This is a genomic window from Marivirga lumbricoides (assembly GCF_014636295.1).
GTDB classification, from domain to species: Bacteria; Bacteroidota; Bacteroidia; order Cytophagales; family Cyclobacteriaceae; genus Marivirga; species Marivirga lumbricoides.
This window is the reverse complement of record NZ_BMEC01000002.1, coordinates 163,466-184,855: the sequence shown is the minus strand read 5'-3', so window position 1 is coordinate 184,855 and position 21,390 is coordinate 163,466. Positions and strand designations below refer to the sequence as shown.

17 protein-coding genes and 1 pseudogene are annotated in these 21,390 nt (G+C 39.3%); 6 read left to right on the top strand and 12 right to left on the bottom strand.

Translation table 11 applies throughout. From position 1 onward, the window contains the following. Positions 1–116 precede the first annotated feature (116 nt). Positions 117–1,229, top strand: coding sequence for a two-component regulator propeller domain-containing protein (locus tag IEV85_RS03470; protein WP_188460409.1), 1,113 nt, complete (start codon positions 117–119; stop codon positions 1,227–1,229). Positions 1,230–1,351: 122 nt separating this feature from the next. Further along, positions 1,352–1,537: an OmpA family protein gene (locus IEV85_RS03465; RefSeq protein WP_188460408.1), complete on the top strand. Its 186-nt coding sequence runs from the start codon at positions 1,352–1,354 to the stop codon at positions 1,535–1,537. A gap of 121 nt (positions 1,538–1,658) precedes the next feature. Here the strand turns inward: IEV85_RS03465 and IEV85_RS03460 are convergent, their stop codons facing one another. The 12 genes from IEV85_RS03460 to IEV85_RS03405 form a co-directional block, all read right to left on the bottom strand. Continuing rightward, positions 1,659–2,879 carry a TraB/GumN family protein gene (locus IEV85_RS03460; protein WP_188460407.1) on the bottom strand — a complete coding sequence of 407 codons (1,221 nt, stop codon included), beginning with the start codon at positions 2,877–2,879 and terminating at the stop codon, positions 1,659–1,661. Positions 2,880–3,018: 139 nt separating this feature from the next. Further along, positions 3,019–4,497 (bottom strand): SLC13 family permease, encoded by a 1,479-nt coding sequence (locus tag IEV85_RS03455; RefSeq protein ID WP_188460406.1) that lies wholly within the window; start codon positions 4,495–4,497, stop codon positions 3,019–3,021. An 11-nt stretch (positions 4,498–4,508) separates the two neighbouring features. Continuing rightward, on the bottom strand, positions 4,509–5,816 hold the full coding sequence (locus IEV85_RS03450) for a hypothetical protein (protein WP_188460405.1): 1,308 nt from the start codon (positions 5,814–5,816) through the stop codon (positions 4,509–4,511). A 172-nt stretch (positions 5,817–5,988) separates the two neighbouring features. Further along, positions 5,989–7,605, bottom strand: coding sequence for a phosphoenolpyruvate carboxykinase (ATP) (gene pckA, locus IEV85_RS03445; protein WP_188460404.1), 1,617 nt, complete (start codon positions 7,603–7,605; stop codon positions 5,989–5,991). Positions 7,606–7,810: 205 nt separating this feature from the next. Further along, on the bottom strand, positions 7,811–8,440 hold the full coding sequence (locus IEV85_RS03440; protein WP_188460403.1) for a hypothetical protein: 630 nt from the start codon (positions 8,438–8,440) through the stop codon (positions 7,811–7,813). 13 nt (positions 8,441–8,453) lie between these two features. Then, positions 8,454–9,473 (bottom strand): amidohydrolase family protein, encoded by a 1,020-nt coding sequence (locus tag IEV85_RS03435; protein ID WP_188460402.1) that lies wholly within the window; start codon positions 9,471–9,473, stop codon positions 8,454–8,456. A 60-nt stretch (positions 9,474–9,533) separates the two neighbouring features. Further along, positions 9,534–9,917, bottom strand: a complete 384-nt coding sequence (locus IEV85_RS03430; protein ID WP_188460401.1) for a DUF4440 domain-containing protein — start codon at positions 9,915–9,917, stop codon at positions 9,534–9,536. A 133-nt stretch (positions 9,918–10,050) separates the two neighbouring features. After that, positions 10,051–10,782 carry a hypothetical protein gene (locus IEV85_RS03425; RefSeq protein ID WP_188460400.1) on the bottom strand — a complete coding sequence of 244 codons (732 nt, stop codon included), beginning with the start codon at positions 10,780–10,782 and terminating at the stop codon, positions 10,051–10,053. Between the two features lie 11 nt (positions 10,783–10,793). Further along, on the bottom strand, positions 10,794–12,020 hold the full coding sequence (locus tag IEV85_RS03420; RefSeq protein WP_188460399.1) for a DUF418 domain-containing protein: 1,227 nt from the start codon (positions 12,018–12,020) through the stop codon (positions 10,794–10,796). A 22-nt stretch (positions 12,021–12,042) separates the two neighbouring features. Continuing rightward, the gene (locus IEV85_RS03415; protein ID WP_188460398.1) at positions 12,043–12,522 is read right to left on the bottom strand and encodes a Cif family virulence factor; all 480 of its coding nucleotides are present in this window, start codon (positions 12,520–12,522) and stop codon (positions 12,043–12,045) included. Between the two features lie 24 nt (positions 12,523–12,546). Next, the gene (locus IEV85_RS03410; RefSeq protein ID WP_188460397.1) at positions 12,547–13,137 is read right to left on the bottom strand and encodes a nuclear transport factor 2 family protein; all 591 of its coding nucleotides are present in this window, start codon (positions 13,135–13,137) and stop codon (positions 12,547–12,549) included. Between the two features lie 1,127 nt (positions 13,138–14,264). Beyond that, a complete protein-coding gene (locus IEV85_RS03405; protein ID WP_188460396.1) occupies positions 14,265–17,222 on the bottom strand; it encodes a tetratricopeptide repeat protein in 2,958 nt (985 codons plus the stop codon). A 343-nt stretch (positions 17,223–17,565) separates the two neighbouring features. Between IEV85_RS03405 and IEV85_RS03400 the strand changes: the two genes are divergently transcribed. The 4 genes and pseudogenes from IEV85_RS03400 to IEV85_RS25190 form a co-directional block, all read left to right on the top strand. Continuing rightward, the gene (locus IEV85_RS03400) at positions 17,566–19,497 is read left to right on the top strand and encodes a TM2 domain-containing protein (RefSeq protein ID WP_188460395.1); all 1,932 of its coding nucleotides are present in this window, start codon (positions 17,566–17,568) and stop codon (positions 19,495–19,497) included. 124 nt (positions 19,498–19,621) lie between these two features. Further along, positions 19,622–20,092, top strand: a complete 471-nt coding sequence (locus IEV85_RS03395) for a hypothetical protein (protein WP_188460394.1) — start codon at positions 19,622–19,624, stop codon at positions 20,090–20,092. 163 nt (positions 20,093–20,255) lie between these two features. Continuing rightward, a complete protein-coding gene (locus tag IEV85_RS03390; protein WP_188460393.1) occupies positions 20,256–21,131 on the top strand; it encodes a thioredoxin fold domain-containing protein in 876 nt (291 codons plus the stop codon). Positions 21,132–21,152: 21 nt separating this feature from the next. Continuing rightward, positions 21,153–21,245: pseudogene (locus tag IEV85_RS25190) on the top strand (winged helix-turn-helix transcriptional regulator); the annotation flags it as partial. Between the last annotated feature and the right edge of the window lie 145 nt (positions 21,246–21,390).

The window sequence follows — 21,390 nt, the reverse complement described above, 5'->3', positions numbered from 1 at the left end:
ATCCGATTCTGCTACTATTAGAAATGATTTACACTTCTTTTACATTAATTTACACTGGTTTAACGTGCGAATAGGCGTATGAGCGTAACATTGTACAAACAAAAAATCTCAACACGATGAAAAACAAAACTCTTTCGCCCCAAAGCTATTTGCTCCTTTTCACTTTAGTGTGGATGGCTGCCTGTAGCCAACCCAACAAGTTAAACTATGAGCATGAAAGTAATAAAGAAATAAGTACTGCTCCGACAGAAGCGGTCAATAAACAAGCTTATGTTGCTATGTACCAAACTCAGGTAGAGAATACCTTGTATGGCGCCAATTACCAGGTATTTGACAAAGATGCGCAGATTAGCGAATACGTGAGGAAAATATTTCAGGATAAACAAGGAAACCTCTGGTTTGCATCCAATGCCGTTGGAGTGAGCCGGTATGATGGTAACAGGCTTACTTACTTTTCTGATAAGCAAGGTTTAATTGGTAGCCAGGTAACAGGTATAGTTGAGGATAGAGAAGGAAATATGTGGTTTTCTACCAACGGAGGAGTATCAAAATATGATGGTAAAGCTTTTACCAACTTTACTACTCAAAATGGACTAAGCAGTGACAGGGTCTGGAGTATATTCCACGATAGCAAAGGAATAATATGGGCTGGCACAGCAAAAGGTTTGTCTCGATACGATGATGGCAAATTTAAGTCTTTTCCTATTCCCAACCACCCGCAGAGTGTGGTGCGGAGTATAGCGGAAGACAAACAAGGTAATCTTTGGTTCGGTACAGATGGTGAAGGTGTTTTTAAATATGATGGAAATTCGTTTACTGCTATTACCCCAACAGATGAATTGAGCGATAAGCATGTGATGAGCATTTTGGCAGACTCAAAAGGAAATATCTGGATTGGCACCAGGTTTGGTGGCATTAGTAAGTATGACGGTCAGTCATTTGTTAACTACTCCACAGACAACGGAATTGGAAATAATGAGGTCTGTACAATTTATGAAGACAGGAAGGGAAGTATATGGTTTAGTGCTGAAGGTTTCGGTATCTATCGCTATCAGAAAGGTGAAATTACTAATTATAGCCAACAAGTCGGCTTAAATATTCGTGCGGTGCAATCCATTTTAGAAGACAAACAAGGTCGTTTCTGGGTTGGAGGTGGAGATGGTCTCTACCGAAGAGCAGGAAATGAATATATTAACATCACCAAAAATGGACCATGGGATGATTGTTGATAGAATTTTGTCATCATAGGCTTCTGCAATTACTTTTCCCTCTCTGTCTCCTGGAGGGAATTAAGTGAGCCGTTGTTTGAGAAATAGTAAAAGGTATCAGCTGAGTAAATTATATATAGTACATGATTAGAAAAAAAGAGGCTTTAAAGGCCCATTTTATTGAAGTGAAAGAATTGATCAATAAGTACGGTGTAATTGCTTCGCAGCTAACTCCTGAAGGAGTAGCAGAAATATGTCCGGTGGCTACTAACCAGACTGAAGAAGGAAAGGCATTCAATAGACGAGTTGTAATGGTGTTGAAGAAATGAAAGGATAAGATAATTTATTAGAGAGAAAAGAAATTGAGAAAACTGCAGAAAGTACTATAAATGAGTAGTATAAATCTACAAGATAGTAGAGAAGTCTGTTCCGGCAGATTTAAAAGATTTATCACTTCACCAACCAATCAAAGCAGATGCTTTTTCCAGTGTGGCTGTGTGCTACTATGGTATACTGACCTGAGGATAATGCCAAAGTAGCGGTGTCATTTTTATTGGCGATTTCCACTATATCGACAGGGATTCCATTTTTTATAGGTTCATTCGCTTTATAGGCGAGCAGCATGATAGGGAAGGAGAGCTCTGTTCCATTTACTGGAATCGCTACTTTCTGCTTATCTGCGAAAAGCCAGTCGGCTCTTCCTTGCTCATAGGTGGTGGTAGGATGCAGAACAGCTACATCGGTGAAGGATTTTCTGCGTGTATAAGCAAAAGCATTTTTATCCCGATCAAATAATATAGAAGCTTCCTTAATGTCGAATAGCTTCAGTAATTTTGGGTTGTATTGCGCCTCACTTTTTTCACTGTAATCTTCCTGATTAATAGTGAAAGGATCCAGCCCGGATAAGTCTTTTAATTCCTGCGCCATGGCTTTGCCCCAGGCTTCATGCTCACCCTCCAGCACATGGTCAAAACCACAGTGGATAAGCACTTTTTCTCCCGGGTGCTTTTGCATGTGAGCGTAAATGTTTTGGGCTTGCTGTACTTCGCGCTCTTCACGTTTTCCCGTATTTTCATAAGGAAAAACAGTGTAACCAATTTCCAATGCCTGCCTCAGGAGTTCACCAAAGGCCGGAGCTTTCAGGTACCACCCTGATTCTTGAATCGGATATTGACGGTCATTCAGTTTTTTATCCTGATGCATGTCATTAGCTAGTGCTTCTAACCCCAGGTGCCGGTAGCCTTTTTCGTACAAATCTTTTAGTAAGCTGGTAGTGAAAGCGCGGTGTAAGTTGCTATGGTGTGCTTCATTAATGATGGTAATTTCATGTTCAGCCGCAATTTTGATAATGTAAGGAATAGCAGGCACAGGATGGTACAATTTCCTGATCGAATCAGCTTCTGCCTGGCTAAAGGCCATATTTCTTTTGCCCATAGCTTCATCCCAGGTGAGAAGTGCTTTTTGATGATCTCCTTTAGCAGCATAGGCAGCTGCCGCGGTCTGGTATTTCCACGGTACTGTATCGGTAGCAATCTGGTCTTCAATTTCCTTGTTGAACTGGTAAGGCGGTTTGAAAGAGATCTCTTTTTTAGGCTGTTGACCATAAGCAGATTGGCAACTAACAAGCAAGGAAAGTATAAAATACAGATAAACAAGATATGGATGCTTCATGTTACAATTATAACTAAATAATTAGTTTAAACGAATTTTTTAGTTTTGTATTATTCGGTAGATAATATTCTCAAGATCATGCAAGCACTTTCTTATTGTGCGTATCATAGTTCTCATTCTGGTAGATGTATGGTGCACCTCACAAGAGTTCCAGCCAGAAGTTAACAATACGCTCTACAAAAAATAATATCAGCAATACACCCACTGCACCAATAACAGTTCCCGCTTTAATGAAGTCTGAAGTAGCAAGCTCACCTTTTGAATAGGCAATGGCATTTGGTGGAGTACTGATGGGCATAGCCATGGCTAAACTGGCTGCCAGAGAAATTCCAATACCATAGAACATGGTGTTTTCGGTAAAACCAGACATGGTTGCAAATGAAATACCCAAAGGTATAATGAGGTTAGCTGCCGCTGTGTTGGACATAAACGTGCTCAACAGTATAGTGGTAACTATTAGCAATAAGAATACAAAGGTATTATTATCGGGTATGAGCCCTACAATAATCTGATCCAGACCGGTAAGTTTCATTCCTAAACCTAGTGCAATACCACCGGCAATCAACATGAGAATATGCCATTCCAGGTTGTTGAAATCGGTACGGTTGATAATTCCTGTGGAGGTAAAAGCAACAGCAGGAAGGAGTGCCACTACTGAAGAGGGTAGTTTATGGTAGTAATCAGTCAGCCATAGTAAAATGGTAATACTAAAGATAGCGATGACAAAATACCCTCTTGCATCAATGGCATGTGCTTCCGTTTTGATGCTGAGCCCTTTATCAGTTGGTTTATAGAGAAACCAAACTAAAAGCCAGGCAAATAACAATAAAAAAAGGGTCAGGGGTACGGCAATGATCATCCATTGCATAAAGGAGATTTCGAAGCCGCTGCTTCTTAGAAAACCCACAGCTACTGCATTAGGAGGAGACCCAATAGGTGTGCCCATTCCCCCGATATTGGCCGCAAAAGGGATGCATAGCACCAATCCTTTTTTGAATTTATCGCCTTTCGGGATGGTACTAAGTATTGGCAGGATGAGGGTAATCATCATGGCAGTGGTAGCGGTGTTACTCATAAACATGGAGAATACCGCGGTTACGAGCATAAAACCCAACATTACCCAAAGTGGTTTGCCGCCAAATATCTTTAATAAGGAGCTGGCAAGTGCTTTATCTACCCCTTCTTTTACCGAACCTTGTGCCAAAATAAAGCCACCGAGAAATAAGTAAATAATTGGATCGGAGAACGGGGCCAATAAGGTTTTGTAAGAAGGACTCTCTCCATTACTAAACCCCATGTTTTCCCAGCCTCCTGGGTTGGCAATAAATATGACTTCCAATGCGATAACCAATAGTGCCGTGGCAAACAGTGGTAGTGCCTCTGTTATCCATAAAAAGGCTGCTATCACGAATATTCCTCCCATGTAAGCGGCTTCCTGAGGTATTCCTTCAGCGGTTTTTAAACTTTGCGTTACTGCAAAACCGATTAGCAGCGATAACAGAAATAGCAAAGTGTTTTTTACATAGATTGGCGGACGCTTTTGAAGCGCGATTTTGCGCCAAAAATCTACACGTAAAAGGTCCTGATTGATGTGGTTTCTGCTAAATGGCTTTTTCATGACGTATATCTTTAAAGATAAATTTGCACTTGCATTATAGCCAGCCCTTTATAGCTTTCAAGTACTAATTCCATACCTTGAGCTTTGTAAACAGGTCGGTTAGAAAATTGTAAAGAATATTTAAGCTGGTGTGATTGCTGGAAGTAATTCAACCCTATATCCACACTGAATGAGTTATCTGCCAGGCCTTCCAACTCTTTATATGTAAAGCCAAAGGTAGGTTGCCAAATACTTTTAGAAGCAGTAGCCATGCCGAGTCCTGAGGAAAAATACAGCACTTTTCCTGTTCCGAATACATAATGTGCATTGCCCGGACCTTGCGGAAATACAGCTCTGTCGGCATCGGTCATTTGGCCAATGTTCATGATGCCACCCGCTCTCAGGAAGTTTGGCCCATAATCATAGGCGTAGCCGGCCAGATAAGCATTTATAAAATGGTTGTTCTGCAAAGGATGCTCCAAAAACACATCAAAAGCCATGGTATGTCTGCTTTGTATGGTGTATCCCTCATCATTTTCCGGCAGATATTGAATAGATTTTGGATGTACATCAAAACCAGCCCCCAGGTTGAGTATCTTACGTTTTCCCAGATAGCTCATAGGCAGGTAACAGGAACTGGTTTTTTCATTTTCCAAAAGCTGATAGTAGAAATAGCCTTTATAGGCAAAAGATTCACTACCAACTTCTGTTGCAATCCCTGGGGTTAAAGAAGGTGTTTGCTCATAAGTAAAAGGTTTGGTAAGCGCTATTCTGTAATTCAGCGGCCCCAGGTAACCGCCTCCAAAAATGCCCAATTGTCTGGCCATAATATCGGTATGCTCCACATTAGGGTAATTGAAACCGGGATTATCGAGCATGAAGTTTTTAGCGTAAGAAATATTGGATAATCTGGAGATACCGTTGAAGCCATTCAGACCAGCTCCAATAAACCACTTATGGTCATTACCGGCTGTTTTGATCCATAAATCATGAATGAAAATAGGTTGTTTGGCAGAACCTTTATTGAAAGAAAGATTATTAGTACCCATCTGGGTGTACACAAAAAGGTGGTCATTCCAGTTGAGTGTAACGGAAATTCGGGCTCTTCTGATGGCTATATCCTCAAAATGAGAGGAGGTAACACCGGAAGGATCAGTTGTGCCGGGGTTGTTTTGGTTATACCGTGCCCATAATTGTATACCACCATGAATGGTCACTTTCGGGGCGGACAAGGTCAGTGTGTTGCTTTGATCATCCCGCTGTGTACTATCGGGTTGAGCAGAGGCAACAAGTACGCTCATAAAACATAAGAACCAGCTTACCAATAATCTGAAAAGCATCTTATTGCATTTAAAAGTGAAAAGAAAAGCAATTAAATCGAAGGAAAGCTTTGCCGAAGCTATTCCGATTTATCTACTTTAAATAAAGGATTTGTTTTTTTGTGCAGGTTAAAGATCCCCGGAACCAGTCCGGGGATTTTACCATTTTGAATTCATCCTCTAACAGGACTTCTCAAATATCCACTTTGCCTGTATGAGGAGCACCCTTCAAAATGTCATCGTTAGCGAACTCTTCAAACTTGCTAAAGTTTTCTATGAACATCTCCGCCAGATATTCCGCTTTATCATAGTACTGATCAGGGTCAGCCCAGGTATCCACAGGATTAAGTATTGTGGCTGGTACATCAGGACATTCCTGCGGAACCTGAACCCCAAATACAGTATGCTCCTGGTATTTTACATTGTCCAGTTTACCTTGTAGTGCTGCGGTAATCATAGCGCGGGTGTAGTTTAATTTTATACGTGCTCCTTTGCCATAAGTACCACCGGACCATCCTGTATTAATTAACCACACATTTACATCATGCTGAGCCATTTTTTCTCCCAGTAACTCAGCATAGCGAGTAGGGTGCAATGGCATAAAAGGAGAACCAAAGCAGGCTGAAAAAACGGGTTTTGGCTCAGTGATACCTGTTTCTGTCCCCGCCACTTTCGCTGTATAACCAGATATGAAATGATACATGGCCTGGCCTACAGTAAGCTTTGAAATAGGAGGTAACACTCCAAATGCATCGCAGGTTAGGAAGAAAATATTCTTAGGAATACCTCCCACGCTTGGTTGTTTCGCGTTAGCAATATGCTCTATCGGGTAGCTTACGCGGGTATTCTCCGTAATTTCCTTATTGGTATAATCTACCTTTCTGGTGCCTTTATAAAACTTAGTGTTTTCCAGAATGGCGCCAAACTTAATAGCATCCCATATTTCAGGTTCTTTTTCGCGTGTTAAGTCGATTACTTTTGCATAGCAACCGCCTTCAAAGTTGAAAATACCTTTGTCAGTCCAGCCATGTTCATCATCACCTATCAGGTATCTGTTAGGGTCCGCAGAAAGTGTGGTTTTACCAGTACCAGATAAACCGAAGAAAATTGCAGTATCTCCCTCTTTACCCATATTGGCACTACAGTGCATGGATAAGATATGTTCTTTATCAGGTAGCAGGAAGTTAAGCACACTAAATACTCCTTTTTTGGTTTCACCGGTATAGCCGGTGCCACCTACCAGTATTAGCTTTTTGGTAAAGTTGATGATCGCAAAGTTTTCCGCTCTTGTGCCATCTTCCTCAGGATTTGCTTTAAAACCTGGTACAGCCAATATGGTAAAGTCTGGCTCGAAGTCTTTCAACTCTTCCTCCTCAAGTCTCAAAAACATATTGTAACAGAACAGGTTATGCCATGCTTGTGTATCGATCACGCGTATTCTCAGTCTGTGGTCAGGATCAGCTCCGGCCGCTGCATCACGTACATAAAGCTTTTTACCACCCAGGAAGTCTACCATTTTCTCATATAAGCGATCAAATTTTTCAGGCTCAAATGGAATATTGATATTACCCCACCACACCTTATCTTCAGTGTTTTGGTCTCGCACAATGTATCTATCCTTTGGTGATCTACCTGTAAATTTACCGGTATTACATACAAGTGCACCATTATCAGCTAGTACACCATCTCCGTTTGTTACTGATTCTTCAATCAGTTCAGCCGGCTCCAGATTCCATTGAATACCTCTGGCATTATGGATGCCAAGATGCTCGATGCTTTGTAAAAGACTTTGAAGATTTACCTTTTTCATGACCGTAGTTTTTAGGTGGAAATTTGGGTTTAATAAGTTGCTCTTTCGGCTTTTATTATCATGAAGTTACGATCATATCTTATAAGCATCTCTGAATTATATTATGTTAAAAAATGATTTATGTCATCGTAAATCGTTTGCATTGAGGGTTTTAGCGAAAAAAAAGTTCATGACTCTATTTTAGGTGTGTGAGGAATACAAAAATTCAGGAGCTACCCACCATTTGAAATACCAGAATGATAAAGATAAGGCCACCGTACAGTAGGGGATGTAATTTCCTTCTGGCGGCTATATCGTAGATGAAAAAGGATATCCATAAAAGTATCCATATGGGAGCAGCATAAACTATGGGGTTGAGTCCTAAATTTCCACAAAAGCGGCTGAGTATAGGCTCCATGCACAATAACATCCCAGCAAAAATGAGGTATTGGTGGAGCACTTTATTATGTCGTTTCAGGTAGGAGAATAACAACATAAAAGCAAATACAGGAACAAATATTCGGTTGGCTTTCCCAAAAAATGGTAAATCCACAAAATCAGGTTCTGTATAAGCGAGATAGTTGATACTTAACAGCATGAGAATAGCAATGATAAAACCTATTATACCAAATTTTTTATGCTGAGTAAGATTTAGCTTTCGGATGTGATTGGTTTGAATGATCAAAACTATCGTCCAGGAAAACATGATTAAACCGTGAATAATCATAAATGGATTACTGTTACTAGCTTGGCTGACATCAGTAATCATATTATCGGAGAAAGCAATCAGGCTCATGATAAAAATAACGATGCTTAACCCGAAGAAGTAGTTTGTGGTGTAGAAGTTCTTTTTCATCACATTTTTTATTTTACTTTTTAATTTCAAGCCTTAAAAAACGGGCTGCATTATTATAAAATATGTCTTCTTTTTGAGCTAAAGAGAGAAACGGAGCCTCATTGATAATATCAATACTTTTCCCAATCAGGCCTGGCCAGTTCATGGAGTCAGAGCCAAACATGATACGTTTGCCATAACCAGCTAACACCATTTTCTTTAGGTGGTACTCATAAAAATAAGCTTTGGGATAAGTCCACATAATACCGCCCAAATCAACATATAGCTGCGGGTATGTGTACATCATGGCAATCATCTCATCTATGAATGGCTCGCCATAATGCATGACAGACATCCTTAAACCGGAATACTTGTTTAAAACCTCTTCCAGTTGAAGTGGATTCGAAAACTTCACGCGGTAATTTGGAAAACCCAGATAGGGAGCGCCCGGAGGACCTGAACCCAGGTGAACAGCTACAGGAATATCGAGTTTAACCGCCAACTCCCAATACTTATCCATTCCTGGATCATTTGCAGCTATGCCATGATATTGGTTACCTATTTCTCCAATCACTTTGATATTATTAGCTTTTATAATCGCTTCAAGACTATCTATAGGCATTTCGTCTGCAGGTAAGCTAAACTTCAAGCTGGGAATAAATCTGTTAGGAGCGGCTTTCAACCAGTCTGGCAGAAAATCTACTTCTCCACTCAACACAGCCGTTATATTATGCTTTTGGAGCTGCCCTACTGTTTGTTTGATCAGTTCTTCATCTGTTTCGGGCGACAAGAGTAAACCTTCACAGTTCGGGTTTTCTGATGCTTTCATCACCACTTCCATCCAGGTATCTTTAGGATCAAAATGCTGGATCATAGTGGATATAGGTACACAAAACGGAAGTGGTGGTGGACCATTGGCATCAGCATGGTAAGCATGTAAATGCATATCGATGATTGGGCCTGTATAAGGCACGTTATTTTTTGATTCATCGGGCTGTCCAATAACGGCCGTCTGCATCAGGTAGAAAATGATTAGTAGGAAGTAGTTTTTCATGATTTTAAGCGTTTGATCAACTTGCAGAATTGCTTATAGGGGAAGCGGGAAAGATACAAGTTATCGTTTGACATGCGCCTGACTGATCATATGACTCACTATTTTCCACTGCCCATCTATTTTCTCATATACCCGTAAGTGATTGATATCGCGATCAGGCATCGCTTCTCCATTACTATATTTTTGACCTTCCCGGAGATTCCTTGATCTTAACAGGGCTATGTTATCACCAAGAAAAGTGAGGTCGTTTTCAGCATAGTTTTGCTTGCCCGCCATCACGAAATCCAGGGTGAATATTTCTGTTAAAAGCTCACGCAGCTCCTGCTTTGTACGTACCCGGTCGCCAAAAGCATTCGTCCAGTCTGTGGAATCGGCATAATCTTTTAGTACCAGCGCTACATTTCGGTTTTCCCAACCCTTATTATGGTTTTCAATAGTGGTCATGATTGCTTTTTTATCCGCTTGACGATCAATTTTTTGAGAGTTTTGCTGCGCCTGAGAGGTTATTGCATACAAACTTAAGAGGAGGTAGATGATAGTATTTTTCATGTTAGATTTTGTTTAGAGAGATAATCTTTTACCCTTTTATCATACTTCTGAGCAAGGTTTGAATGGCTTCTGATTTACCGATCGGTACCACAAAGCAACAAATGACATTGACTACAACCGCCAGATATGTAGCGGGATGCTTTAGTTTTTTATATTTCCATGCCGTTAGCAAGAGGAGCAGAATGATGAGTGCCTGCGAGATATAGATAGGCGTGATGATGTCAATATCCGGCCAGTGCTTTATGTTGGTGATAATAAACAGATTTTGGATACCTCTGCCCACAGCAGGCATCATAATAAGAAATACCGTGGAAATGAGCCACCAGGCATGGTCTTCCAGACTTTTTCGCTTGATGATGCTCATGATAATTGCGAAGCCAAAAGCCGTCATCATAATGATTTCGATACTGGCAATTCCAAAGAACAACCAGGGCTTAAACGGGCCAAACCGTTCGGGTTCGGCAAGCGCCAGATCAGAGACCATAATGTCCCGATGCATCATAGAAAGAGCAGTGAGACAAACTCCCCCGGCCAGAAACATGCCAATGATTCCATTGGTGCGGTGCTTCTCCATTTGGCCATGTGTGGCATAATAAGGCTGAATAATCAGGTAGATATACCAGATGGTGCCTGTCCAGTAATGAATATGTACTGACCAGGCATTATCGGAGAAATCACCCCAGTAGTCCATGAAAATACCCAGCTGCATAACTACCATTGGGATAATCATCCATAAATGAAGGCTTCTATATTTTTCCATTATTCTGGTTGTTAGAGGTTAGCAACTCCTAAATTCTTCTTAATCGGTTGCATTTTACGATAAGTAATTACACGCCATAGCCATTCCATCGGGCCGTATTGAAATTTGGTCAACCAGACATGGCTAAAGACTAACTGAAATATCAATATGCCCAATCCTACTGCTGTAAAAGCCAGTGGCCCATCGGTACCAAATAAGCCTAAGCCATAACTGTTGTAGATAAGGCAGCAAATGATGCTCTGCATGATGTAGTTGGTAAGGGCCATCCTGCCAAAAGGAGCAAGTACCGATAAAATGTTTTTAAATATTTGTTTTTGGTAGAGCAATGCGATGCCACACGCATAAAAGAGACCTAAAGCAGGCACTCCATAAGCGTAGACAATTGGCTGAATAATGCCTAATGGAGCAAAGGAATAATAAGCCTCACTTGTCATCAGTTGTGCAAGTACCACATTGCAGGGGATACCAATGACCACGCCCCACATCATTACTTTTTTGAAAAGTGGTCGGTGAGCTGCGATGTTCACAAAGAATTGTTTACGAGCCACATAAAAGCCTAGTAAAAACATCGCAAATACCCTGAAAAACCTGCCTGTGAAAATCAAGTCAGGATACCTACCAAAAACCAGCCCTCCGGCATTGAACATAAGAATATCCTTTAAACTACCCGACTGATAAGCCAGTATTAATTGCTCAAAGGGAGGGGCTCCGGCAGCTCCTGTTACCTCTGCAATTGAAGCAGTCTGCTGCCCATACCACATGAAAGCATATTGTATAACTGGAATAATCAGAAGGATGATAGCCCAACGCAACAGGCCTTTATCGGAAACTTTAGTGAAAAGTAGCAATACAAAACCCAATAAAGCATAGACCGTAAGGATGTCCCCTACAAAAAAGAAGACTGCATGAAGGAGTCCAAACAAAAACAGAATGAGCAGTCTTCTGGAAAAGCGACCTGCAAATGGCTCGTTTCTATCTAGTGATCTCTGTAATTGTAGGGCAAAACCAATTCCGAAAAGCATAGAGAATATAGAGTAGAATTTCCCGTCTGAGAAGAAATGTAGTAGCCACATGAGTACATGACCCGCTTCTGCTTGTTGCATATTTGCCTGCGCTTCAGGAGATAACATCCAGAAGCCGGAATGATAAGGCATATTGGCGAAAAGCACACCAATTAGTGCGAATCCGCGTAGCACATCTAAAATAAGATGGCGTTCATGGGGTTGAGTCGGTTGCATAGTGTTACTGTTTTAAGAGGATCTATTTCACCTGGGCTGAAGCCAATTCCCTATGCAATCGCCAGTTGCCTTCCTTGTCTTTTTTCAGGATGACCAGGAAGGAGTCTTTCAGTTCAATGGTATTGCCCAATGAATCGGTGTAGTACACGGAACTCACTCCAAAATCATACGCTACAGTGTCGCTCACAATAACCGTTTCCTTGGGATGCATAATAATGCTGTCGTAACTGAATAAGCCTTTTGGTTCTTCGCGCATCTTGCGATACGCCTCCCAATCGGCACTGCCCGGACCTATCGCAATAATATCTTTGGTGGAATATTTGCTTAAATCGGCATAGCGTTTCTCTTTAATAGCCTGCTGAAAATTATTTCGCATGGTTTCTATCCGAGCCAATTCTACTTTTATATCGGTAGCAGGTGTAGATACAGGTGCTCCTTTTGAGGCACAGGCCATGGCAAGGGCAATCCCTATTGCGGGGATTAGTGTTTTTGCAGTTTTCATACTGGTGATTTGTTTAAGTGAAAATTAGTGTAGTGCTCTTTTGAGTTTTCGTTTTAACCTAATAGCGATGATGGTGGGGATTAGAGCGATGATAAGGCCAATGAGCAATCCTTTCATGGTAAACCTCATGGTTTGGTTGGTATCGATATCATGCCGGTGGTTCCAAAGTTCCACAATTTTACCTTCTTCATTGAAGCGGAAAACATTGATAATGGGAATGGTACCTGATCCAAAAACAACCTTACCCAAAAGCGTAGTGGGGTTGTAGGTAGCTTCCCATCGGGTGGCCACAAGGTCGCCATCAGCCAGCTGATAGTTAATTTTTGAATCCCAGGTACCGTTATTCCAGAACCTATCGGCTGTTATTTTCTGTTCTATGGCGGGTTCGGTAACGTTCTTTCGGTCTCCTATATCATGGGCCACATAGGTATCGGCCATGTATAAGGTATAGTTACCCGTGTTGTTGGTAAACCACAGGTCTTTATAGAAATTATGTGCGATTTCTTTATTGCGGGCTTCGCGTGCCTGTTGCTGTGCCAGCGCTATAGAATCTGTTTGAGGGTGTGCATTCAGGCAACAGGCCAGGCAAAGGGCTGCTATTATTAAGCGTTTCATAAGATTGATATTAAGGTTCGTGTTCGTTTGTCTTATGAAAGTCGGATTAATAAAAAACAAAGGGTGTCAGATATATCCCAAATACTATCAGAAATGTAACAAAGAGGGTTTAGAAGGTTTAAAAGTAGTTTTTTTGACTAGAATTCGAGAATAAAGTGCCTGTTTAAGGAAGATTGTTTCATCCTAAGCACCAAATAGGGTAAATACTGCACTGTTCGATAATCAAATAATATCCCGATCGTTCGGCACAAGTCTTGCTAAAACCGAGCGGGCTGGTTGACAAAAAGGCGGGGAGCGCGTTGAATTGTAGTGTGGGAGTCCGTCAGCTGACGGATCTTGATTTTTTGCATCTTTTTGATCAAGTCATCGCAGCCTTGGAAATAAACCTCAAGGGAGATAACTTGCCGCTGGTCAGCGATTGTCAACTTCCAGCTTTTTGAACTCATCCCGAACCCCGCCAGCTGGCGGGGCCCACCCTTCTCTTTTATGAAGAGAAGGGAATATTTGCAGCGGTCATTGTTACGTAACAATAGTAAGTTTAATGAATAATATCGATTTTTACGAGATTTCTCCCCTCTCTCCTCAAGAGAGAGGGGACAGATTTGTCAAAGACGAATCAGGGGTGAGTTCTGCAAAGGTGGCTTCACAACTATCCGTTTAAGCTACTTATATAGTAGCAAAAAGATAAAGAATAAAATTTTGTTTAAACTACCTTAAAGTGTAATTGAAGCCTCAATGTTTAGTGAAATATCTCTTTTTTGAGGTTTTATACTTAGTTTTAAAGTTTAAGAAACACTTATTAAGGTCAGTATATCTAGTTTTTGAGTTCAATTTCATTTTCCTTGAGTAGTCCAAATAGTCGGCTTAGGCAGGCTGTTTCGTTTGTGATGTATTGAGGTACGAGTGAAGAAGCAATCTCCTGCTTAAGTTTACTAATAAAATATAACGGGAGACTGCCGCGGTCGTTCCTCCCTCGCAGTGACGACTTTTATTTATAACCAAGGTCTGTTTTATAACCAAGGTCTGTGGCTCACAGACCTTTAAATAATAAGTTGATATGCATCAAGTGATCTGTGAGCCACAGATCACGGTTGTAGGCAGGCAGTGACGACCTTTATTTTCCGTGATTATGAGCGAGGTATGAGTGAAGCACTCTCATATTGAGAAGGCGTTACACCATACTTTTCCTTAAAACATTGGGCAAAATAAGAAAGACTATTGAAACCACAGTTGTAGGCAGCGTCAGCCACTGTGGTGCCATGAACTGTTAACAGATCAGCAGCACGCTGCAACCGAAGGTCTCTAATAAACTCACTGGCAGAGTGGTTTGTGAGTGCCTTCAGTTTCCTGTGTAGCTGCATGCGGCTCATGCCAATGGCTTTTTGAAAATTTTCAACTGTAAATTCCGGGTCGCTAATATGTTCATCCACAATGCTTAGCGCTTTCTTTATAAAGAGTTCATCGGGGGATGTTACCTCGATTTTTGAAGGAGCGATCATTAAAGTCACGGAATATTTATCCCTCAACTTTATTCGCTGATCAATCAGGTTTTTAGCTCGAATGTTCAATTCATCTGCATCAAAAGGTTTGGTGAGATAATCATCCGCACCCGTTTTTAGTCCATCAAGTTTACTTGGCTGGTCTGCTTTAGCTGTCAACATAATGATAGGAATATGGCTGGTTCGCTCATCCGCTTTCAACTGCCGGCATAGTTCCATGCCATCCACTTCCGGCATCATCAAATCAGAAATGATAATGTCAGGAATCAGCTTGAGCGCCTTTTCTAAACCCTCTTTTCCATTCCGGGCTGTGTGAACTGTATAACTGCTTTGCATCAAGCTACTTATATGGTTTCTTAAGTCAGTATTATCTTCTACCACAAGGGCGATGGGTAAGCTGGTTTCAGTAGGAGAGGGCTCTTCCCGGGGGATTTGGTGAGACACATTTTTAACTTTAATTTCAGAAGCAGTAGTTTCATAAAAGGCGGACTGTTTATAAGCCTGTCTTGTAAGTGGAAGGGTGAATTTAAATGTGCTTCCTTTGTCTGGTTTACTATCTACTGCGATGGTGCCACCATGAAGCATTACCAGCTCTCTGGTTAGCGTAAGGCCCACACCGGTTCCGCCTACTTTTGCAGTTTGTTCATTTTGATGGAATCTTTCAAATATTTGTAGTTGCTGTTCAGAAGACAGACCGGAACCACTATCCTTTATGCTAACCACCAATTTCCCCTCTGTAGAATGTACGCTAAGTAAAACCTTTCCTCCTGTGGGAGTGAACTTAAAGGCATTGGATAGTAAGTTGTTGAGAATTTTATATAATTTATCTTCATCATAATAAGCCTCATCAGGCAAATCCTGAATAGTAATTTTAAAATCAATTTCCTTAGACTCAGCCAGAGATTCAAAAGAAGCTGCTATAATTTCAAGTAATTCCCGGAGCTTACCTTCTCTTACTTGTAAAGTAAGTTTGCCCGCTTCCAGTTTAGAAAGATCCAGCAACTGATTAATCAACTCCAACAAGCGATTGGCATTCCGCTGAACTACCTGCAAGTCCTGAATGGTTTCTTCATCTGTATGCTTTCTTAGCACTTTTTCTAAAGGACTTAAAATTAAAGTAAGTGGGGTGCGAAATTCATGGGAAATATTAGTGAAGAAATTGGTTTTCAAAGTGTCCAGCTCTTTTAATTTCTGATTGGCTTTTACTTTGAGCTGATAGCGACTGTAGCCCAAAGCCACCAACAAAATAAGTACGATGGCTAAAATCAACAGGTAATTTCTGAGATTTTGTTGTTTCTGTAGTTGAAGATTAGCCACCTGATTTTCAGCACTCAATAACTCTATTTTCTGTTCCTTCTGGCTGATCTCGTACTTGGCTTCCATTTCGGCTACTAATTCAGACTTTTCTAAGTTGGTGAGGCTATCACTGAGTACTTTGTAAGATTCATAATAACTTAAAGCCCTGGCGAGGTCTCCTTTGCTCTTGTACAAATCACTTAGCCTTTCCGCAACTGCAATTTTTGCTGGTAATAATTCCAGTGTATCAGCCATTTGGTGGGCCAAAAGAAGTGTATCTTCCGCAGGCTCATATTTTTTCTCAGCCAATAATACCTTCCCTATACCTAACAGGTTATTGCAGATCCCTACATAATGGTCAATGGACTCTTGTATGGCAATACTGCCACGATATTGTGATAAAGCTTTCTGATAATTGGCGCGGTCAAAATACAAGTTGCCTAAGTTGGTTTTAATATCAGATACATTGTATCGCTCATTAATATCAGTAAAAATTTGTGTAGCCTCATTAAAATAGTCGATGGCTAAATGATAGTTGCCCGATTGCTGCTCTATACTGCCAAGATGCTGATATACAAAAGCAAGCGCATATTGATTACCAGACTTTTTACAAAGTGCAACGGCTTCTTCCAGGTATTTCCTGGCTTTGCTAAAATCAGCCAATTGCTGGTGGACAAGTCCGATGTTGATGAGAGATGTTTCCTTGATGGAAGGATTTCCAAGGTCAACACCTTTCTGATAATGCTCAAGGGCTTTAATATAAGCTCCTTTTGAAAGATATATATTGCCAATGTTATTGTTAGCACTGGCTATTAAAATATTGTTTCCGGCTTTTTGTGCTTCATTAATTACAGTTTCGAAATGTGGAATTGCTTTTTGCCAGTCACCAACCTGACAATAAGTATTTCCCAAACCTGTATGAGCATCTGCCATACCAGACAAATAATCTATTCCTTCTGCTACTTTTACCCCTTTCTTAAAATAAAAGAGTGCTGAGTCATTTTCACTACGAATGCGGTACATGTAGCCCATTGTGTTGTAAGCATCTGATTCACCTTTGGCAAAATCAATGGCATTGCTCAGCGCTGCAGCTTTTTTGGCAAACTGGATTACCTCTTCAGGATTCTTGTAATATAAATCGGTATAGAAAAAGTAGAGATAAGTATTGACCTTATTTGAATCGTTAGGTTGGCTTTTAATGAGCAGACGTAAAGAATCGACTTCGTTTTGTGCATAAGAGAAGCTTGGGTTACCTATTAAAATCAATAGAAATAGCAAACGAAGTTTCATTGTAGTAGGATTTATACTAAATATAATCAGATAATTTATAAAAGGCTACAGGTGAGCTACTTTACTCGAATTTTTAGTTAAAATTGATGTGGAGAATTCTATGAAAAAATTTTTATCATTTTTAAGCAAAAGCTACTACCTACTTATAGGTATTTTGCTGTGCTTCTATATGAATGGGTAGGATTTCATTGAGTAATAGTTTATTATTATCATTATTAATCTGAAGCCGGTATTAAGCGTTTGTAAATGTTTACAGTCGTTTGTTGGTTAGGAAAAATATAAAGTAAATAAATGCACCTTTTGGTGTATTTAGCGAATTGTTGGCACACATTAAAAACGACACATGAAAAGTAAAACGACAGCAGCAATATTGGCATTCTTTTTAGGTGGTTTTGGAGTTCACAGGTTCTACCTTGGACAACCAATACTCGGAATAGTTTATTTGCTTCTATGTTGGACTTTTATTCCTGTGTTTGTCGGACTAATTGACTTCATAGTGTTACTGTCATATTCTGACCAAAAATTTAATTCAAAGTACAATAAGACAAATCAAAAAACGAGACATTTTCAACCCGTATCAAATCCTAACAAAGGCAAAGCAAATACCGATGATTTAGTGAATTTAACAAGTCGGAAAGTCGGCAGTAATACAACTGAAATGACAATCGACCTTAACGAAGAAAACTTAGTCGCACTTTTTAAAGAGAAACAAAAACAACGAGAAGCTGAAATAAGGAATTTCAATTATGTTCTAATGCAGATTCAGCGTCAAGGTCTTCAACTTCTTGAAAGTATTAACATACTGAACACTACCAAAAATCTTGACACATTAATTGGACGATATGACTTCGTTTCAAAGATGTATGATGACTTTGTAAAAGCCTCACACAACAAAAGATATATTTCTGATATACAAGTGGCAATCGACCAATACAAGTCGATGTACTATGACAGAATTTTAAAAGACTACGAACTTCAACTTTTAGTTCGACCAGACCACGAAAACTTAACCGATTACTATTCTGATTGCCTTTTTAACTGTTTCAACGGATTTTATAAAGAGCAATTGGAACAGATTGAAAACCTTAAAAGAGATGATGCAAAGCAGAGAAGAAAAGAAAAGGTTGTTGAAATTGCAGATATGACTATTTCAGAGTTTGACAAAAACGGCTCAGACAATGACCGATTTAAGCCTATGTTAAACTCACTTAGAGAAATCATTGATAATTTGGATTCTCGTGAAAGAAAACCTCTTGCCGAAACAAAGGAGTTAAACAACCCTATTGTAATAAATCCTAAAAGCACATTTGAACTCACCTTATACAACGCAAATCAAAAGGAAATTAAGAAGGCGATTCAAATCTTGAGAGACGATAACATTTGGAATAAGGAAAAGGATTTACTCCCGTTATTTACTGCTCACAATATAAAGTGCAAAGAGATTGAAGATTACATTTCAGAGTATAAGCCACAGTATCACAAATTCATTGAACAGGCAAAGGCAAAATCGGACGAATACAAATCAGCTTCCGAAATGGATAGGTTGGATATTGAAAATGAATTCATAGAAGAAGCAATCAATAATCTTTACGAAAAAGCAGCTTGTGAACTTGATATACTTTTTGAAGGAAGTGATATACCTGAAACTTTTGACGATGAACTAATTAAAGAATATGGTTTCGAGACCATTTCCAAATATATCGGCTTTAGTTATCGTAAAGACAAGATTATAAGCAATTGGGAAAGAACAGAATTTGAAGATTTATTAAAAGCAGATTTAGCCATTTCGGGCAGCGACCTCCCAAATGAAGAGGTGTTGTTTTCTCTAACTTTAAAAACGCTCAATAAGATTGCTGAAAAAGAAGAAGGACTTTTTAAAAGAAAGCAAAAAGCTGTTGACTATTTGAAAGAAAACCCAAAATTATTAGACAATATCGGCAAGCACGTTTCGACACGTTCAATGTTTAAAATCAAACCTTTACCTGAGAAGTTTAAGAATATTGATTTAGACAGCCTATCTGCTTCATGGTCATACGTTAAAGAGTACATAAGACTATTGACACATACTTACAGAGATTCAGAACGCTGTACAGAAGACATAAAAGGCGACAAATCTTGGATTAAAGGATTTAGAGTTGAGAAACATGAAGATTTTGTTCCTGACTTCATATGCCAACGAGCCAGGAAAGAATGCGATAAAAAATACAGTAAAAACCGACCTCCAAAACTTCCTTTTCATGTGGGTTGTAACTGTAATTTGAGAAAAGAAATATAAAAAAAACGTGTACCAACAACGGTAGCCGTTGCACAACCCTCTTGAATGAAAAATACTGAGCACATTTAGTTTTTTTTTAGGCCTTCATTTTTGGAGAATTTCCGAACAAGAAATTTATGATTTTTTGAATTATACGCTTTTTGAAGCAGATAGTGCTATTGACGATAGACGGGAGTTTATAAAATTAAACTGTTTTTCATTAAAGCACAGTTCGGAATTAAAGAAGTTCATAAACTCACAACCTGATACGATTCTGACCATTCAGGAAAAAAATCATTTGAAATCCCAATTTGATAGTCAAACGTTTTTGTGGGACAAAAACAAGTTAATAAACGTATGGTGCTTGACACCTAAAGACCTTTACAAAGCTCAAGAAAATGACACAATAGATTATTGGGTAAATTTTAGAGAACTATTTGGGAATTATGGGCATCACCACTATTCTAAGCCAATTTTCAATAAAGACAAAACTGTTGTTGTCGTTGAACATAGTGGACAAGGTGGTTGGCTTTTCGGTAGTGGAAGCATTTTACTATTCAAAAAGGAAAATAGTAAATGGAAATTAATCAAAGAATATAATTTATGGATAAGCTGACAAGAGAAACTGCTACCAACACTAAATATAGGTCATTGGGCAGATAGTGCTAAAGTTGAAAATGCTTACATTTAATAAAATATGTAGCGAATTGGAAGTTTGGAGACTTGAATAGCCTAACGCACCATATTCTTAACGTTATCTTTAAATTGACGATTTTCTAATGAAAAATTTAGTATTCCTCTTAATATCTGTATTCCTGTTTCAATGCTGCAACGACAGATCATATTATTATAACATGTCTCCAGATTGCTCGGAAATAGAGTCCCTAGAAACAAAAAAAATCATAATTTTCTTTGATGAGCAGGGTTTGGTACCGGATAATGAATATCAAAAATCACCAAGTAAGCAACTCAAATTAAGTATTTTGGAAAATGACCAGATACAGAAAAGAATTAAAGATAACTATGACTTTATTGTCGTTAATCAAAAATGCGAAGAAGCAAAAAAGATTTTTGTTAAAAATAGTATCAACTCTTTTCCGACTATCATACTATTTGATGAGAACGGCAATGAAGTTGTGAGAAATGTTGGTTTAACAAGTGTAGATGCTTTGAACAAAAAGCTTTTTGAGCAGCCACTTTCTCAAAGTTCAGTTGAAAAGCTCTACAGAGCGTATTACCCTGAGGATTCTATATATTCAGATATGTTTGATGAAATTTGGGACTTCTGGGATGTAACTTCTGGATCTCTGGAGTTATTTAACTATAAGATAGATTCCACTAAATTCATAAATTTCAATCCAACAGGATGGTGGAGTTTTGGTGAAAATTATGAAGTTAGACAAGATCATTTTATCGAAATTTTTAAAAACAGACAACCTGAAAAATCTTTTGATTTCTATATGCAATCATCAGACACAATTGTATTTAGGCAGCTAACATATAAAAATATGAATGGAGAATTACTTGATAAGATGCTCGTGAGTGATTCCTTAATTTGCGCATTTGAAATAAATAATAATGAAGTAAAAATATCTAATCATACTTCAGAAATAATAATGGTTCGAGATTCATTGAACAACTGGAAGGTTAGGTGAGGAGAGGCTTCTCTAAAAGTTGAGTATTCTTTAACTGAAACCGGTTCTGAATTGATCTCTTTTATTAATCACTTAAGACAATGGGGAGATAAGCAAATTGAAAAGAAAAGTTGATAGCAAAGAAATGCTAATGGATGATGTGCTTTAAGTTGCATTTAGCGAATTGTTGATGGTAATAAGAACAAGTTGACGTAAAGAATCCGCTTCATTTTGTCCGTAGGTAAAGCGAGCGATGCAGGCACAAATAAAGAAGAAGAAT

Coding starts and splice junctions, on each gene's coding strand:
- IEV85_RS03410 (WP_188460397.1), bottom strand. CDS start 13,137: ATGAAACGCTTAATAATAGCAGCCCTTTGCCTGGCCTGTTGCCTGAAT.
- IEV85_RS03400 (WP_188460395.1), top strand. CDS start 17,566: ATGAAAAGTAAAACGACAGCAGCAATATTGGCATTCTTTTTAGGTGGT.
- IEV85_RS03415 (WP_188460398.1), bottom strand. CDS start 12,522: ATGAAAACTGCAAAAACACTAATCCCCGCAATAGGGATTGCCCTTGCC.
- IEV85_RS03450 (WP_188460405.1), bottom strand. CDS start 5,816: ATGCTTTTCAGATTATTGGTAAGCTGGTTCTTATGTTTTATGAGCGTA.
- IEV85_RS03430 (WP_188460401.1), bottom strand. CDS start 9,917: ATGACCACTATTGAAAACCATAATAAGGGTTGGGAAAACCGAAATGTA.
- IEV85_RS03425 (WP_188460400.1), bottom strand. CDS start 10,782: ATGGAAAAATATAGAAGCCTTCATTTATGGATGATTATCCCAATGGTA.
- IEV85_RS03390 (WP_188460393.1), top strand. CDS start 20,256: ATGAAAAATTTAGTATTCCTCTTAATATCTGTATTCCTGTTTCAATGC.
- IEV85_RS03405 (WP_188460396.1), bottom strand. CDS start 17,222: ATGAAACTTCGTTTGCTATTTCTATTGATTTTAATAGGTAACCCAAGC.
- IEV85_RS03465 (WP_188460408.1), top strand. CDS start 1,352: ATGATTAGAAAAAAAGAGGCTTTAAAGGCCCATTTTATTGAAGTGAAA.
- IEV85_RS03455 (WP_188460406.1), bottom strand. CDS start 4,497: ATGAAAAAGCCATTTAGCAGAAACCACATCAATCAGGACCTTTTACGT.
- pckA (WP_188460404.1), bottom strand. CDS start 7,605: ATGAAAAAGGTAAATCTTCAAAGTCTTTTACAAAGCATCGAGCATCTT.
- IEV85_RS03460 (WP_188460407.1), bottom strand. CDS start 2,879: ATGAAGCATCCATATCTTGTTTATCTGTATTTTATACTTTCCTTGCTT.
- IEV85_RS03420 (WP_188460399.1), bottom strand. CDS start 12,020: ATGCAACCGACTCAACCCCATGAACGCCATCTTATTTTAGATGTGCTA.
- IEV85_RS03435 (WP_188460402.1), bottom strand. CDS start 9,473: ATGAAAAACTACTTCCTACTAATCATTTTCTACCTGATGCAGACGGCC.
- IEV85_RS03470 (WP_188460409.1), top strand. CDS start 117: ATGAAAAACAAAACTCTTTCGCCCCAAAGCTATTTGCTCCTTTTCACT.
- IEV85_RS03440 (WP_188460403.1), bottom strand. CDS start 8,440: ATGAAAAAGAACTTCTACACCACAAACTACTTCTTCGGGTTAAGCATC.